Origin of the sequence: Canicola haemoglobinophilus, from assembly GCF_002015075.1 — a bacterium.
Classification (GTDB): Bacteria; Pseudomonadota; Gammaproteobacteria; order Enterobacterales; family Pasteurellaceae; genus Canicola; species Canicola haemoglobinophilus.
In genome coordinates this window covers 15,059-32,127 of sequence record NZ_MUXZ01000012.1, presented here as the reverse complement: position 1 = coordinate 32,127, position 17,069 = coordinate 15,059, and the positions used below count along the sequence as shown (strand labels likewise).

General features: G+C 36.6%; 14 protein-coding genes, 3 tRNA genes and 1 pseudogene. 14 read left to right on the top strand and 4 right to left on the bottom strand.

Annotated elements, in window-relative coordinates; translation table 11 throughout:
- Positions 1-175 precede the first annotated feature (175 nt).
- From B0186_RS05155 to ruvB, 10 genes are all read left to right on the top strand, one after another.
- Positions 176-251 (top strand) — tRNA-Lys (locus B0186_RS05155).
- Positions 252-277: 26 nt separating this feature from the next.
- Positions 278-353 (top strand) — tRNA-Lys (locus tag B0186_RS05150).
- Positions 354-379: 26 nt separating this feature from the next.
- Positions 380-455 (top strand) — tRNA-Lys (locus B0186_RS05145).
- 201 nt (positions 456-656) lie between these two features.
- The gene (locus tag B0186_RS05140; protein WP_078218317.1) at positions 657-1,181 is read left to right on the top strand and encodes a prepilin-type N-terminal cleavage/methylation domain-containing protein; all 525 of its coding nucleotides are present in this window, start codon (positions 657-659) and stop codon (positions 1,179-1,181) included.
- Between the two features lie 3 nt (positions 1,182-1,184).
- Positions 1,185-1,919: a PulJ/GspJ family protein gene (locus B0186_RS05135; RefSeq protein ID WP_078218316.1), complete on the top strand. Its 735-nt coding sequence runs from the start codon at positions 1,185-1,187 to the stop codon at positions 1,917-1,919.
- The gene (locus tag B0186_RS05130) at positions 1,916-2,599 is read left to right on the top strand and encodes a DUF2572 family protein (protein WP_078218315.1); all 684 of its coding nucleotides are present in this window, start codon (positions 1,916-1,918) and stop codon (positions 2,597-2,599) included. The genes B0186_RS05135 and B0186_RS05130 overlap by 4 nt, the downstream gene beginning before the upstream one ends.
- Positions 2,577-2,891, top strand: a complete 315-nt coding sequence (locus B0186_RS05125; RefSeq protein WP_078218314.1) for a DUF5374 domain-containing protein — start codon at positions 2,577-2,579, stop codon at positions 2,889-2,891. Before B0186_RS05130 ends, B0186_RS05125 begins: the two co-directional genes overlap by 23 nt.
- 55 nt (positions 2,892-2,946) lie before the next feature.
- Positions 2,947-6,366, top strand: coding sequence for an exodeoxyribonuclease V subunit gamma (gene recC / locus B0186_RS05120; RefSeq protein WP_078218313.1), 3,420 nt, complete (start codon positions 2,947-2,949; stop codon positions 6,364-6,366).
- A gap of 76 nt (positions 6,367-6,442) precedes the next feature.
- Complete coding sequence (ruvA, locus tag B0186_RS05115) at positions 6,443-7,057, top strand: Holliday junction branch migration protein RuvA (RefSeq protein ID WP_078218312.1); 615 nt, start codon at positions 6,443-6,445, stop codon at positions 7,055-7,057.
- A gap of 10 nt (positions 7,058-7,067) precedes the next feature.
- Entirely contained in the window at positions 7,068-8,078 is a 1,011-nt protein-coding gene (gene ruvB, locus B0186_RS05110; RefSeq protein WP_078218311.1) for a Holliday junction branch migration DNA helicase RuvB, read from the top strand.
- Positions 8,079-8,179: 101 nt separating this feature from the next.
- On the opposite strand, the gene lysS is transcribed toward ruvB, so the two are convergent.
- Both lysS and prfB read right to left on the bottom strand, forming a co-directional pair.
- The gene (lysS, locus tag B0186_RS05105) at positions 8,180-9,685 is read right to left on the bottom strand and encodes a lysine--tRNA ligase (RefSeq protein ID WP_078218310.1); all 1,506 of its coding nucleotides are present in this window, start codon (positions 9,683-9,685) and stop codon (positions 8,180-8,182) included.
- 72 nt (positions 9,686-9,757) lie between these two features.
- A protein-coding gene (prfB, locus tag B0186_RS05100) for a peptide chain release factor 2 (protein WP_115252372.1) occupies positions 9,758-10,856 on the bottom strand; the annotation gives its coding sequence in 2 pieces (ribosomal slippage) (positions 9,758-10,780 and positions 10,782-10,856; 1,098 coding nt in all).
- A gap of 133 nt (positions 10,857-10,989) precedes the next feature.
- Here prfB and dsbC point away from each other — a divergent pair.
- Genes dsbC through mtnN form a run of 4 tightly spaced genes read left to right on the top strand, consistent with a single transcriptional unit; the run spans position 10,990 to position 14,772 of the window.
- A complete protein-coding gene (gene dsbC, locus B0186_RS05095) occupies positions 10,990-11,679 on the top strand; it encodes a bifunctional protein-disulfide isomerase/oxidoreductase DsbC (protein WP_078218309.1) in 690 nt (229 codons plus the stop codon).
- A complete protein-coding gene (gene recJ, locus B0186_RS05090; RefSeq protein WP_078218308.1) occupies positions 11,672-13,393 on the top strand; it encodes a single-stranded-DNA-specific exonuclease RecJ in 1,722 nt (573 codons plus the stop codon). Before dsbC ends, recJ begins: the two co-directional genes overlap by 8 nt.
- A gap of 6 nt (positions 13,394-13,399) precedes the next feature.
- Positions 13,400-14,083 carry a thiol:disulfide interchange protein DsbA/DsbL gene (locus B0186_RS05085; protein ID WP_078218307.1) on the top strand — a complete coding sequence of 228 codons (684 nt, stop codon included), beginning with the start codon at positions 13,400-13,402 and terminating at the stop codon, positions 14,081-14,083.
- Positions 14,080-14,772, top strand: coding sequence for a 5'-methylthioadenosine/S-adenosylhomocysteine nucleosidase (mtnN, locus tag B0186_RS05080; protein ID WP_078218306.1), 693 nt, complete (start codon positions 14,080-14,082; stop codon positions 14,770-14,772). Before B0186_RS05085 ends, mtnN begins: the two co-directional genes overlap by 4 nt.
- A 74-nt stretch (positions 14,773-14,846) precedes the next feature.
- Here the strand turns inward: mtnN and rpmE are convergent, their stop codons facing one another.
- Entirely contained in the window at positions 14,847-15,059 is a 213-nt protein-coding gene (rpmE, locus tag B0186_RS05075) for a 50S ribosomal protein L31 (protein WP_078218351.1), read from the bottom strand.
- A 206-nt stretch (positions 15,060-15,265) separates the two neighbouring features.
- Positions 15,266-16,925, bottom strand: a pseudogene (locus B0186_RS05070) (putative transporter).
- Positions 16,926-17,069: the final 144 nt, after the last annotated feature.

Here is a 17,069-nt window from a genome sequence, read left to right as displayed (position 1 = left end):
GGCATTATGCCTGGTTTTTTTATCACGTTCTCAACAACTCTTTCATTTAAATCGCCATATTTGTTTTAATTTTAATTTTTTTTGGCGAGTATTCATTCAAACAAACAAAAAATAAAAAAATTTTATTGATTATTAAAATAAAAACAGTATTATATGCGCTCGTTACGAACGACAAGGGTCGTTAGCTCAGTCGGTAGAGCAGCGGACTTTTAATCCGTTGGTCGAAGGTTCGAATCCTTCACGACCCACCACTTAATTCGTAATATCCCAAATTCTTGGGTCGTTAGCTCAGTCGGTAGAGCAGCGGACTTTTAATCCGTTGGTCGAAGGTTCGAATCCTTCACGACCCACCACTTAATTCATAATATCCCAAATTCTTGGGTCGTTAGCTCAGTCGGTAGAGCAGCGGACTTTTAATCCGTTGGTCGAAGGTTCGAATCCTTCACGACCCACCATTTACACCAAAATCACAAAAAATATAGATGCTTTTCATCTTTAATTGTATTTCCTACTTTTTTACTTAAAAATACTGAGCAAAAATTCCTTAATTTTACTTTGACTAAATTCTCTTTTTGCGATCTACATCGTAATTTCCACAACTTAATTTTTCATTCTTCGCCTAGCTAAGTTAAAGTGCGGTCAAAAATGGTAGAAAAATGAAAGTATTAAAAGGGTTCACGATTTTAGAAATATTGATTGTTTTGTTAATAATTAGCTTGACGGTAACATTTGCTTTACCTGCTTGGCAAAAAACAAATGCAAGAATGATTTTAGAAAAAGAGCGAAATAAACTTTACATATTCTTACGTGAGGTACAAGCGAGAGTAGAAAATTCTAATGATATTTGGCTATTAGTGGCTAACAGAGATTTATCTAAAAATCGTTGGTGTTTAGCTGCACAAAGAAAGATTGATGAGATTTGTGATTGTTTAAATCCAATGAAATGTTCGAAAGGTTCTTCAGCAAAATTTTACTATCCTTATTTTGCTGATAAAACGATGCTAATTAGTAAGTCTTATTATCCAAAAGAAATAACAAGATTAAATGGTACGAGAAATACCGTCAGCACAACTTGTTTTGTACTGCAATCTGATAAGAACCAAACATTATTCTCTTTTTTTAATGTCGGGAGTATAAAGATGAAGGATTTCCAATCTTTAAGTGCTTGTATAAATGGATAGTTAATGGATAGAGAAATGGTTTTTATATATAGAGGGCAAACTCTTTTAAGTCTAATGATCGCTTTGAGCATAGCAACAACGTTATTAGTTAGCATCAGTTCATTTTATAGTTATAGCCAGCGACAAAATAAGCAAATACTACAGAGTTTATATTTACAATCAGAACTACAAAGAACAATTCAATTGCTAAGTAAAGATCTTCGACGCAGTGGGTTCAGGGCCATTTCAGAAAAATTAGTGCAAAATAATCTAAAGCTATTCGAGCAAGATGAGAATGGTACCAGTTTAGTCATTGCGCAAGCTAATCACGAAACAGAAAATAGTTGTGCGCTATTTTTTTATGATCTAGATGCTACAGGATGTATAGGTACAACTTATAGAAATAATGTGTGCATGAGAGATAATCAAAATACCGCACGCAATATTGAGCGTGAATTATTTGGTTACCGCTTAAATAAGCAAATGATTGAAACACGCTTAACTTATCGGAATTCAGTGAATATAAATTGTGATAAAGAACAATGCAAAAGCTATTTACAGCCACCTGCTTGCAACAGTGGAGGTTGGGTTGACTTACTTGATGAAAGTGAAATATCTATTACTGCATTACAGTTTAATTGGATAGCTAATAAGCGAGGATTAGAGGTTTATTTAAAGGGGGAATTAAAACAACATAGGCATATTAAATACGAAACCTCTGCGATTATTCCCCTTATCAATCAGGATGAATTCAAATGAGAGTAAAGAAAGGTATAGTCACATTGACCTTATTGATGTTGCTCAGTTCTGTTTTATTAGTTCTACTCTTGTTTGATAATGATTTGTTATCTTTGCATTCGTCTATTGTTGCACAAAGAAAGCACTACTTAACACAGAGTTTAATTTTGCAGAAGAAAAGCCAAGAAAGTAAAGAGAGCATTTGTAAGCAACAATCTCTAGATAACGATTTAAAGAGTATCAATATTGTTTTTGAAAATGGTCAAAAAATTGACCGCACTTCTCAGTTTATTTGGTGTGAAAGAAAGAGTTTATTTAAGCGGCAGCCGAGAAAGTCTTTTCATGTCATGGGATTAAATGAATATTTAAATATGGATGAGTTCGAATTTTTCCAGAATAAGTTAACCCTTCCATCTAGCCCTTTACCTAAAGATAAATCTAACTACCTTTATTGGTTCGATGATGATATGGCAGAATGGGAGTTAAATGGCAATATTAATGCGATTATTCTTGCCAAAGGGCATTTGAAATTGAAAGGGAAAGGAAAAATTAGCGGTGCTGTGATTACAGGAGGAAAGTTGATGGTTGAGCCTTCGATTACTATTACTTATCGTTCAGTCACAGTGAGAGAGCTCGTGAGATCTTATAGCTATTGGCAGGTTGCGGAGAAAAGTTGGTATGATTTTAACCCTTTACAATAATCATCAAAAAGGTATGAGCTTAGTAAGCTTGTTAGTTACCATGGGTATTTTTTCCACATTATTTTTATGGATAAATCAATGGGCTAGCCAACAGAGAAAAAGTGCGGTGGGAATTTATTTAGATTATCAAGCTTTACAAATTGCTGAGAACCAACATCAGCGTTTATTTTTAGAGCCAACAAGACAATGCCAATCAGTAAAACAAAATGGCATGTATTTTAAGGTTAGTTGTTATGCTAACAGGATTGAGGTTAGCTATGCTAATCGCCAGATAAATTTATCCCTTGATTAATTATTTTGAAAAGTTATCCTAATCTGGTTTCAAAAAAATTATAGGAAAATCCCCAGTGCTTACTCTGTATTATTCAAACCAGTTAGAAACTCAGAAAGATATTCTATCGTATATAATCGATACTCAACCTTTATCTGATCCTTTTCAATCTGAAATTATTTTGGTACAAAGTCCTGGGATGGCCCAGTGGTTACAATGGCAACTTGCAGAAAAAAAAGGAATCTCTGCAAATATTCGTTTTCCAATGCCTGCAAGTTTTATTTGGCAACAATATGTGGATAATCTTTCTCATGTAAGTAGTCAGGCTCAATTTAATAAAGAGAGTATGACATGGCGATTAATGGATATTATTCCTCTACATTTAGAGCAACCAGAATTCAAGCCTCTTCAGCAGTATTTACAAGGACATCAATCGGAACAACAAAGGTATTATCATTTAGCTTACAAAATAGCGGACTTATTTGACCAATATTTAGTTTACCGTCCAGAATGGATTATTCATTGGGAGCAGGGGAAAGATATTGAGATCAAAGAACAAATTAAGTCTCAACAGAAAAAATTTGAGACATCAAATTCTTTATTCGAGCAAGTAGAACAGCATGTTACTTGGCAAGGTATTTTGTGGCGTGCATTAGTTCAGTCTGTTCAACAAGCTTATCAAGAAAAAATTTATCATCGTGCTCATCTACATTTACAATTTTTACAAAAACTAAGCAAAGAGAAGCCCAAAAATTTACCAAGTAGAATTTTTGTTTTTGGTATTTCAGCTTTGCCAAAAACTTATTTAGATGTGTTAAAAGCCTTAAGCCAATATTGTGATATACATTTGTTTTGCACTAATCCTTGTGGTGAATATTGGGGAGATATTATTGATCATCAGCATTGGCAAAGATTGCGCGTTAGAGAACGCATACTTTGGAATAGTACTTTACAACAAGATACCGTACGGACTTGGCTTTCAAATGAACAAGTTCAAGCATTGGAGCAAAATCATGTTGAGCATCTTCATGATGAAAAATTACAGGTAGGCAATCCTCTACTTTCCTCTTGGGGAAAATTAGGGAGAGATTACTTATATTTACTCACAGAACTCGAAGCAAATGAAATTAATGCTTATGTGGATTTATCTGAGCAAACATTGCTATCACAAGTGCAATCTCGCATTCTAAATTTAGTTCCTTCGAAAGCGAGCCCGCTAAATAAATTAGAAAATGACCGCTCTTTGACTTTCCATTCTTGTTATAGCCCAATGCGGGAAGTTCAGGCATTACAAGATTATTTGTTACATTTATTTAATCAAGATCCAAAGTTAACGCCGAAAGATATTGTAGTAATGGTGGCTGACATTGATAAATACACACCTTATATTCAAGCTGTCTTTAGCCAAGGGGAACATTATATCCCTTACGCTATTTCTGATAATAAGTTGTCAGAAAGCGATATTTTAGTGTCATCATTCCTAAAATTATTGAACCTAAAAGAAAGTGTATTTAGCGCCGAAGAGGTTTTAGCCTTTTTAGATGTGCCAGCAATTCGTCATAGTTTTAATATTGAGTTTGACGATTTATCTCAAATCCGTCATTGGGTAGAGAATTCAGGGATTCGTTTTGGTTTAGAAAAATATTTTCAACAAGCTCAACAAAATTATAATGCTTGGCAAGCTGGTTTAGAAAGAATGTTGTTAGGCTTTGCGATGAGAGAAGAAAACGGCATTTGGCAAGATAGCCTTGGCTTTGACAACAGTTATGGTTTAAAAGGACAAATTGTTGGTTATTTAAGTGAGTTCATTGATGCTTTATATCGTTGGCAACAAATACTACAGACAAATCACAATATTGAGCAATGGGAATTGCATCTATTTGAATTAGTTGATTTATTTTTTAACACACAAGGCTCAAATATTGATGCCAAAACTCAGACGACATTGGCTTATTTAAAAGAGAATATTCAGCAACTAAGTGAGCTACTACAAGGTATTCATTTCCAGCAAGATATAAGTGCGGAGGTTATTTATACTGTTTTTGCTGAGCGTTTACAGGATGCTCCACATAGCTTGAAATTTTTGGTTGGAAAAGTTAATTTTTGTACTCTTTTGCCAATGCGTTCGATTCCGTTCAAAGTAGTTTGTTTGTTGGGTATGAATGAGAGCGACTATCCTCGCCAGCAAACGCCAAATAGTTTCGATTTAATGCAATATCATCGTAAAAAAGGCGACCGTTTCCGCCGTGAAGACGATCGTTATCTCTTTTTAGAAGCATTGACTTCGGCACAAGATTACCTTTATATCAGCTATGTTGGACGTTCTATTATAGATGATAGCGAGCGAGAGCCTTCTGTATTAGTAAAACAATTCTTAGATTATTTAGTTGAAAATATTGAGCCAACGGCTGATTTAAAAAAACAGAAGGAACTAAAACAAGCGCTCATTCAGCAACATAGCATGACCGCATTTAGTCGAGAAAACTTTACCAAAAAAGACCGCACTTTTGCTAAACAATGGTTAGCCTTGGCGAATAATCAGATTGATAAAGAACTCACTAATTTTCTTCAACCTTTAAATGAGCAAGAGGTCGAGAAGACGATTTTCTTAAATGATCTTATCTCTTTTATTCAGGATCCTGTGCAATATTTTTTCGAGCAAAAATTGCGTGTATTCTTACGTTCCAATGAGGATAGTATTGCTGAAACTGAAAATTTTGCTTTGGATAATCTGGATTTATACAAAATCAAAGATGAGCTAATCTATTTTTCTGAGCAAGAATGGGATACTTTTTTTGAGCAACTGAAAATTAAAGGGGTTATGCCAAGAGGTGCTTTTGCAGAAATTTATCAACAACAAGTAAAAAATGACATCAGTGCACTTAAACTATCGATTTCGCCCTATTTAACACAACAAGCACAGCAGCAGCTTGCAGATTTAACAGTAGAAACAAAATATGGGAAAGTTCGTTTAGTTGGAAATATTAGTAATTTATTTACCAATGAAATGTCTCGTGTGACTTGGCGAGTTGCAACAGTCAAAATAAAAGACATCATTCAAAGCTGGTTACATTATTTAATGCAAGCTACAACACAAGATAATTTTGCACAACCGCTACATTATGGATTAGATAAGCAAATTACTTTTGAAAAAATTGAAAAGGAAAAGGCTTATCAACAATTACAAAGTTATGTTGAAGCTTATTTACAAGGACAAAGTCAATTGTTACTCATGCCAATGAAATCTTTTAATGACTATCTTGCTTTACTGAATAAAAATAAATCTTGGAAATCAGAAGAGGAAATTGATTTATCTGCTTGCTCAACATTGTTATCAGGACTTGTATTGGGTAAAAAACAATGGGATCGCAATATTCCTCCCGATCCTTATTGGCAAAGAGTATTCTCACAAACAACATTGGATAAATCACATATCACCGAAATAAATCAACGTTTTATCGAATGGTTTGATTTAATGTTGCAGCTACAGAAATAGATTTTAAATAAAACTGGATATTTATCCAGTTTTATTTTATGCTTATGACTTTGTTTTTGAGGTGGAGATATTAGTTATGATTGGGCGTTTAAAGGGCATATTAGTTGAAAAACAGCCACCAGAAATTTTACTTGATGTGCAAGGGGTCGGATATGAATTACTGCTCCCTATGACAAGCTTTTATAATTTGCCTGAAGTCGAGCAAGAAATCACTTTATTTACTCATCTTGTAGTGCGTGAAGATGCACATCTATTATTTGGATTTAGCCACAAACAAGACCGCACTTTATTTCGTGAACTGATCAAAACTAATGGTGTTGGGCCTAAATTAGCGTTAGCTATTTTGTCAGCTATGTCAGTGAATGAATTTGCATACGCAATTGAACAAGAAGAATTATCTAAATTAGTAAAAATTCCGGGCGTAGGGAAAAAGACTGCCGAACGTTTGTTAGTAGAGTTAAAAGGTAAATTTAAAGGATTACAACAAACAGATTTCTTTATTGAAAGTTCTCATTTGCCGGCACCTGAACGCCCGAAATTAGAACAAAATTTACAATTAGAGGACGCTATTTCTGCTTTAGTTGCTTTGGGATATAAACCTACAGAAGCAGAAAAAATGGTCAAAAAAGTTTTAAAACCAGAACTAACCAGTGAGCAACTTATTCGTGAAGCCTTGAAAGCCGCATTATAAGAGATAGAGAATGATTGAAGTAGATCGCATTGTAAGTGCCAATGCAAAATTAGACGATGAATATATTGATCGTGCAATTCGCCCTAAATTATTGAGCGATTATGTTGGTCAACCACAAGTCAGAGAGCAAATGGAGATTTTTATTCAAGCAGCAAAATTACGCCAAGATGCCCTTGATCATTTGCTTATTTTTGGACCTCCAGGCTTAGGAAAAACCACATTAGCCAATATTGTTGCCAATGAAATGGGCGTAAATATTCGTACTACTTCAGGACCTGTTTTAGAAAAAGCGGGTGACTTGGCAGCGATGCTTACTAATCTTGAACCTCATGATGTGCTATTTATTGATGAAATTCATCGCTTATCTCCTGCGATTGAAGAAGTACTTTATCCAGCTATGGAAGATTATCAATTAGATATTATGATTGGCGAAGGCCCAGCAGCACGCTCCATAAAACTTGATTTACCACCCTTTACGTTGATTGGGGCAACTACGAGAGCTGGATCACTAACTTCTCCACTACGAGATCGTTTTGGTATTGTGCAACGTTTAGAGTTCTATTCAGTGCAAGATTTAACCTCTATAGTCACTAGAAGTGCGGTCTGTTTACAGCTTGAAATTGATCCTGATGCAGCACAAGAAATTGCGTGTCGATCAAGAGGAACGCCACGTATTGCCAATCGTTTATTGCGTCGTGTTCGAGATTATGCTGACGTCAAAAATGGCGGGAAAATTACCGCACTTATTGCACAAGAAGCCTTGAAAATGCTTGATGTTGATCATGCTGGATTTGATTTTATGGATCGCAAACTATTACAAGCAATTATTGATCGTTTTGATGGTGGTCCTGTTGGTTTGGATAATCTCGCTGCAGCAATTGGCGAAGAGCGGGATACAATTGAAGATGTGCTGGAACCTTATTTAATTCAACAAGGTTTTTTACAGCGTACTCCAAGAGGCAGAATTGCTACATCAAGAACTTATCGGCATTTTGGTTTAGAGTTAGTGGATAATTCATGAAGGCTCATAATGATGAGTGATTGTTTTAAGAAGAAAAACTAAAAGAGCTGATTGATTTAATATCAATCAGCTCTTTAAATATTTATGTCATTTAAGCGCGATTACTTCTGTTTCATCGCAGGGAATAAAATTACATCACGAATTGATGCCGCATTCGCAAATAACATGGCTAAACGGTCAATACCTAAACCTTCACCAGCTGTTGGTGGTAAACCATGTTCAAGAGCGGTAACAAAATCTTCATCTTTGAACATAGCTTCATCATCGCCAGCTTCTTTTGCTGCAACTTGTGCATCAAAACGTTCATTTTGATCTTCTGCATCGTTTAATTCTGAGAAACCGTTACCGATTTCACGTCCGCCGATAAATAATTCAAAACGGTCAGTAACTTCAGGATTTTCATCATTGCGGCGTGCTAATGGTGAAATTTCTGCTGGATGTGCCATTAAGAAGGTTGGTTGGATTAAATGATGTTCAGCTACTTCTTCAAAAATCACGTTCACTAAGCTGCCTAATCCCCATGATTTTTGTACTTCAATACCTAATTTTTGTGCGACAGCAACTGCACGATCAAAGTCATATAAATCTTCTTTGACAATGCCTTTATCTGCACCATATTTTAAGATCGCATCATGCATCGTAATGCGTTCAAATGGTTTGCCAAAATCAAATTCTAAATCGCCATAAGGAACAATAGTGGTGCCTAAAATATCGAGAGCTAATTTGCGTAAAAGTTCTTCGGTATTGTCCATTAAATCATGGTAGTCCGCATAGGCTTGGTAGTATTCAAGCATAGTGAACTCTGGATTGTGGCGAATGGAAACCCCTTCATTGCGGAAGTTGCGGTTTAATTCAAATACACGCTCAAAACCACCAACAACTAAACGTTTTAAATAAAGTTCTGGTGCGATACGTAGATACATATCCACATCTAAGGCATTGTGATGAGTAATAAATGGACGAGCAGAAGCACCACCTGGGATAATTTGTAGCATTGGTGTTTCAACTTCCATAAAGCCTTTAGAAATGAAATATTCACGAATTCCAGCAATGACTTTGGAACGAATAATAAAATTGCGGCGTGAATCTTCGTTAGAAATTAAATCTAAGTAGCGTTGACGATAACGAGTTTCTTGATCGCTCAATCCATGGAATTTATCAGGCAGTGGACGTAATGCTTTGGTTAATAATTGGACTTCTGTGGCACGAACAGTTAATTCATTGGTTTTGGTTTTAAATAAAGTCCCTTTAATGCCAATAATATCGCCTAAGTCCCAGTTACCAACATCATCAGCATAAACCCCTTCAGCCAAGTTATCACGAGCCACATAAAGTTGAATACGGCCGCTCATATCTTGTAAGGTGATAAAAGTAGCTTTACCCATAATGCGGCGAGTCATAATACGACCAGCTACTTTTACTTCAACTTCTTGTGCTTTTAGGTTTTCGCCATCAGCTTCATCATATTTGGTATGTAAGTCATGCGCTAAAGCATCGCGGCGGAATGTATTTGGGAAGGCATTACCTTTCGCTCTTAATGCGGCTAATTTTTCACGGCGTACTAGCATTTCGCCATTTAAGTCTAGTTCTTGAACTTGTTCTGTCATTGTTTACCCCTTGTAGAAAGTAACTTATAAAGTAGTTATTTGAATAAAAAATATTGTAATTTCGACCGCTCTTTATAGCCCAGCTTTTAAGCTAGCCTCAATAAAACGATCTAAATCACCATCTAATACAGCTTGCGTATTACGATTTTCAACGCCGGTACGTAAATCTTTGATACGAGAATCATCTAATACATAAGAACGGATTTGGCTACCCCAACCAATATCAGATTTACTGTCTTCCATTGCTTGTTTGTCGGCATTTTTCTTCATCATTTCCATTTCATACAGTTTTGCTTTTAACTGTTTCATGGCCTGATCCTTATTTTGATGTTGTGAGCGTTCATTTTGGCACTGTACGACAATACCGCTAGGAATATGAGTAATTCGCACCGCACTTTCGGTTTTGTTCACGTGCTGTCCACCAGCGCCTGAGGCACGATAAACATCAATCCGCAAATCTGCGGGATTAATTTCTATCTCAATATCATCATCAATTTCAGGATAAACGAAGGCGGCGGCAAACGAGGTGTGGCGGCGATTGTTGGAGTCAAAAGGACTTTTACGCACTAAGCGGTGAATGCCCGTTTCTGTTCTTAACCAGCCAAAAGCATATTCGCCAGAAACACGCACGGTAGCCGATTTTAGCCCTGCTACATCACCATCAGACACTTCCACTAATTCGGTTTTAAAGCCTTTGCTTTCTGCCCAACGTAAATACATACGCAGTAACATTTCAGTCCAATCTTGTGCTTCTGTGCCACCTGAGCCTGCTTGTAAATCTACATAGCAATCGCAGCTATCATGTTGTCCGCTAAACATGCGACGGAATTCAAGTGAGGCAAGTTTTTGTTCTAGTTCTTCAGCTTCTGCAATAGCTTCGTTGAAGGTGGTTTCATCTTCGGCTTCAATTGCCAATTCTAATAAGCCTTCAACATCTTCAACCCCTTGCTCAAGGGTCTTTATCGTATTCACAACAATTTCTAAATTCGACCGCTCTTTTCCTAAAGCTTGTGCTTTTTCAGGTTCATTCCAAACATCAGGTTGTTCAAGCTCGGCATTGACCTCTTCTAAACGCTCAACTTTAGCACCAAAGTCAAAGATACCCCCTAAGCATATTTGTACGCTCAGTGAGATCGATTAATTTATTTTTTATCGGATTAATTTCAAACATAGCTTATTCCTAATGATAACAAGCGCTGGATTATAAGCTATTTTGACTATTTTGGGTAGTTGTTGGGTTAGATTGTACAAAGGATTTATGTTAGAATTTCGCCCGTTTTTTTAGCAAAAATTAGGAACTCGAAATGAAAAAATTTTTAATCACAAGTTTAGCTATAGCAATATCAACTTTTGCCACAGCAGATAACGCTGCTATTAGTAACAATTTACAAAAATTAGGTGTTTCTGATGTAAAAATTACAGATTCTCCTATCCAAAACATAAAAACTGTTTTAAGCGACAAAGGTGTTTTCTATATTTCGGAAGATGGTAAATATCTTTTACAAGGTTCGTTATATGAAATTACTGATAAAGGAGTAACGGATTTAACGAGCAAAGCTTTACTAGATAAATTAAATAATTTAGAAAATGAAATGATTGTTTATCCAGCTAAGAACGAGAAACATGTGGTAACGGTATTTATGGATATTACTTGCCATTACTGTCATCTGCTACATAAACAAATGAAAGAATACAATGATTTAGGTATTACTGTTCGTTATTTAGCATTTCCACGCTCAGGTTTAAATAATAATACAGCGAAACAAATGGAAGCGATTTGGACTTCGCAAGATCCTGTTTTTGCCTTAGATGAAGCGGAAAAAGGTCATTTACCGAAAGAATTAAAAACGCCAAATATGATCAAAAAGCATTATGAACTTGGTGTTCAATTTGGTGTCCGTGGCACACCAAGTATTGTCACTGAAAGTGGTGAATTAATTGGTGGATATTTAGAACCTACAAAATTATTACAAGCATTAGAAACTCGTGAATAAGCTTATTCAGCAGCGCGATATTGTTAAAGGGGAGCCGGTTTGTGAACACCCCTTATTAGATCGCATTTATCGTGCTCGTCAAATTCAAAACTCACAACAATTAGACCGCACTTTGCAATCCATGTTAGCCCCTCATTTGCTACATGGCATTGAAAGTGCGGTGGATTTATTGCTACAAGCTCGAGAAAAACAACAGAAGATTGTCATTGTCGGCGATTTTGATGCAGATGGTGCAACAAGCACCGCTCTTACCGTGCTTGCGCTACGTCAACTAGGGTTTACTGATGTTGATTATTTAGTGCCTAATCGCTTTGAACAGGGTTATGGCTTAAGTGTTGATGTGGCTAAATTAGCCTTAGAAAAAAATGTTGAGTTGTTAATTACTGTCGACAATGGCGTATCTTCTTTTGAAGGGGTAGAGTTCTTAAAAAATTTAGGGGTGAAAGTATTGATCACAGATCATCATTTACCGCCAGAAACGCTACCTTGCGCAGATGCCATTGTTAATCCAAACCTTGCACAATGTGAATTTCCTTCCAAATCGCTTGCTGGTGTGGGCGTTGCTTTTTATGTCATGTTGGCATTACGGGCAAAATTGCGTGGGTTAGGTGTTTTTACTGCACAAACTCAACCAAATTTTACCGATTTATTAGATTTAGTAGCACTTGGTACTATTTCTGATGTAGTTCCTCTTGACCAAAACAATCGAATTTTAGCTTATCAAGGTTTAGCGAGAATTCGCGCTGAACATTGCCGACCGGGGATTCGTGCTTTAGCTGAAATTGCTAATCGTAATATTAGCCAGTTTACGGCTTCTGATTTAGGTTTTTCTATTGGACCAAGATTAAATGCCGCTGGACGTTTGGATAATATGTCTGTTGGTGTTGAGTTGTTATTAGCTGATGATATGCAAAGTGCTCGCTCTTTGGCCTTTGAATTGGATAGCTTAAACCAAACACGAAAAGAAATTGAACAAGGCATGAAATTAGAAGCCTTAGAAATTTGCCGAAATTTGACCGCACTTTCTCATCAACCTCCACTTGGCATCGTATTATATCAGGCTGATTGGCATCAAGGTGTGCTGGGGATTTTGGCATCTCGTATTAAAGATAAATTCCATCGCCCAACTATCGCATTTGCACAAGATCAAGCTGGGATTTTAAAGGGCTCTGCCCGTTCTATCGAAGGCTTGCATATGCGTGATGTGTTAGAGCGTATTCATTCACGCTATCCTGATATGATTTTAAAATTTGGTGGTCATGTCATGGCGGCTGGTTTGAGTATTCGTGAGGAATTATTTACACAATTTCAGCAAGCCTTTGTGCAAACTGTGGAAGAATGGCTAAAAGAAGATCAATTACAAGGCATTATTTGGACTGATGGTCAGCTAGGAACGGAATTTTTTAATTTAGAAACTGCAGAATTACTTCGTCAAGCTGGTCCTTGGGGACAGGGATTTCCTGAGCCAAGTTTTGATGGTGAATTTACTATTTTGCAGCAGCGTCTTGTGGGCGAAAAACATTTAAAAATGATGGTTGAACCTAAACGGGGTGGACCTTTACTTGATGCCATTGCATTTAATATTGATACAGCGTACTATCCGGACTTTTCCATAAAACAGGCAAAATTAGCCTATAAATTAGATGTGAATGAGTTTCGCGGAAATCGTAACATTCAATTGTTGGTAGATTATATTGAGCCTTTAGATCATTAAAGTTATATGCGCTATTCTTTTTATTTGTTGTTCTCTTTATTGATAAGCTCATTTGCTTTTGCTCACAATGAGCGAGACTTTCCTACGCTAAATGCAACAGAGGAATGGGAACAACCAGAGTTTCAAGATGGCAAAGACTATTTTTCTTATCAATCGCCACTTTATTTGCCAGCTTTAAAAAATGGCAAAGTGCTTATTCAATTTTTCTTTGATTATGATTGTCGAGTTTGTTCAGCGGCACAAGACATATTGAATTTATACAGTCAACTCAATCAAGAAAAAGTTATTTTAAGAGAATATCCAGTTGCCACAGCAGAGTCGAATGTATCAGCTAACATTTTTTATACGCTACAAAGTATGCAAGCAGAGGATGTATCAAATAAATTGCTATTTGAAAGTGCGGAGAAAAAACGTTATACAGAATTATCCCAATTTAGTCATTTGCTAGCTTGGTTAGCTGAACAAGAAATTGATATACAACAATTTCAGAAAATTTATTCTTCAGTTCCTGTGCGTGAAAGTGTTTTAGGTGCAATCAAAATGACCGAAGAATATGGTGTATTTACTTATCCTTATGTGATTATTAATGGTAAATATGTCTTAACTGCAAGTACTTTATATAACGATGATTATAGTTTTGCGGTACTTGATTTTTTAATTCATAAAATTCAATTAGAGAGTGTGAAATGAAAGTGGGTATTGTCGGCGCCATGGCGCAAGAAGTCGAGATTTTAGCCAGTTTAATAGAAAATAAAACAGTGCTTGAGATTGCGGGTTGCACTATTTATCAAGGACAAATTCAAGGGAAAGAGGTCGCTTTATTGCAATCTGGTATTGGTAAAGTCGCTGCTGCAATGGGCGCAACTTTATTATTGCAAATCGCTAAACCAGATGTGCTCATCAATACGGGTTCTGCAGGTGGCGTTTCTTCGGGTTTAAAAGTGGGCGATATAGTAGTTTCTACTCAGACTATTTATCATGATGCGGATGTGACCGCTTTTGGTTATGAGAAAGGTCAATTGCCCGCTTGCCCTCCAGCCTTTATTTCTGATTCAAAACTGACCACACTTGTGACAAATGTGGCTGAACAACAGGGGATTAATGTGACTTCTGGGTTGATTTGTTCTGGTGATAGTTTTATTAATAGTGCAGAAAAATTAACTCAAATTAAAGCAGATTTCCCAGAGGTTGTCGCGATTGAAATGGAAGCAACAGCAATTGCACAAGTATGCCATAAATTCAACATTCCTTTTGTCGTTGTGCGAGCTATTTCTGATGCAGGAGATGGCGAGGCAAGTATGTCTTTTGAAGAGTTTTTACCTTTGGCAGCTAAACAATCTTCAGAGATGGTTTTGAATATTTTGCAAAGTTTGTCATAACAATTTTGTTTGCAACCTTAGGTAGTAAAAAAGAGTGGAGAATTATCAGGTTCTCCACTCTTTTTACTTTTTGATTATTTTGTACTTGGAATGTTGAAGCGTTTGTTGAAACGTTCTACACGACCACCAGTATCAACAACACGTTGTTTACCAGTATAGAATGGGTGGCAGTTGCCACATACGTCCAAGTTTAAGTCTTTACCCACAGTTGAGCGAGTTTTGATTACATTACCGCAAGAGCAAGTTGCAGTAATTTCTTTATATTCAGGATGAATACCTTGTTTCATAGGAAAACCTCTATTTGAAGCCACTCCGCTCTCCAAAACTGAATTTGGCACCGAGTGTTGTTAATATTACGCCCGAGGGCAATTTAGTAAGGTGGCAAATTATACCGAAAAAATATGCTTTTTCAAGCTGTCACCTTAAAACTTTACAAAAACAAACCGCACTTTATTTATCCTCTTTAAAGTGCGGTTTATGCTGTAATAATTTCTTACATTGCAGTCCAAAGTAGGATTGCAAGCAGTTGTGGCGACATGATCCGTAGGAACATAGAAAGTGGGTAAACTGTTGCATAAGATAAAGCCGCAATACCGCTATCCTCTTTAATTGCATTAGCAAAAGCAAGTGCTGGAGGATCTGTCATCGAACCTGCAAGTAAACCACATAAACTGAGGTAGTTTAGTTTCATGTATAAGCGAGCTATGATGCCTGTAATCATAAGTGGAATGAAGGTAATAAACATACCATATCCCATCCATTCTAATCCGGGACCATTGACTAAAGTATCCACAAATCCGCCGCCAGATTTTAATCCCACAACCGCTAAGAATAAAACAATACCGATTTCACGTAAGGCTAGGTTTGCACTCGGTGGCAGAAACCAATAGAGCTTACCGATGCTACCAATACGCGCAAGAATGAGCGAAACCACTAATGGACCTCCTGCTAGACCTAATTTTAAGGCTACAGGGAATCCTGGAACATAGAATGGGATTGAACCTAATAGGACACCTAATCCAATTCCAATAAAGACAGGCAACATTTGAACCTGTTGTAGTTTTTGTTGAGCATTGCCGATAATTGAGGTTACATTCCCGATTGTATCGCCTGCCCCTACAATATGTAGCACATCACCAAATTGTAATACGGTATTGGCTGTTGGAACTAACTCTACACCAGAACGATTTAGGCGTGAAATCACGACCCCATATTTTTTATGGATTCCCAAGTGTTTAATACGTTTGCCAAGCACTTTTTCGTTAGTCACAACAATGCGTTCAGAACGAAGATCTCCAGCTAGGTGATCCATTGGCATGTCAATTTCTTCACCTATCACTAATTTCATCTTTTTCAACGCATTAATTTCACCGACTAAATGTAATACATCATCGAGTACGATTACCGTATCAGCACTAGGGACACTAATATTTTCTTGGCGTTTTAAGCGAGAGCAGACGACATCTTTATTATCAAAACTAGGAATCTCGATTAAGCGTAATCCATTCAAATTTGGGTTAGTGACTCTGACATTAATCGCCATCAAGCTTTCTTTATCTTGCCCACTCGCTTTTTGGAATTGTTTATCTTCTTCTTCAACTTTGATTTTAAAGAATAAACGAATAAGCCACATGCTAAGTAAGATACCGCAAATCCCGAAAGGATAGGCCATGGCATATGCCATACCCATAGTGCTATTAGCATTTTCTACGCCTAATTCAGTAAGAATTTGTTGACCAGCACCTAAAGATGGGGTGTTTGTTACCGCACCTGAATAGATCCCGAGAATAATATCAAGATCCACATCGGCAACTTTATATAGAACAAATACACTGACGGCTCCAAGCGCAACGATTAATGCGGCTAAACCATTAAGTTTTAGGCCTGCAGAGCGTAGGGATGCGAAAAAACCTGGGCCCACTTGAATACCAATAGTGTAGACAAATAGGATCAAACCAAACTCTTGAATAAAATGTAGGGTATGCGCGTCCAATTTTATTCCATTTTGGTTCATAAAATGAGCAACAATAATCCCTCCAAATAATACCCCCCCCGATGCCTAAACCGACACCTCGTATTTTCCAATGCCCTATCCACAGACCAACAACTGCAACCAGGGCTAAGATACAAATTGTGATAGCAATATCACCCATATTAACCTCTTTAAATATCAAAAAATAACTAATTGGAATTATATCAATCTCTATTTTAAAAAAACGATAAAAATCTAAAAAATGCCATATTTATCACATTTTTCTTGATTAAGTTATGGTTTTTATTAACAATATTTGAACAAA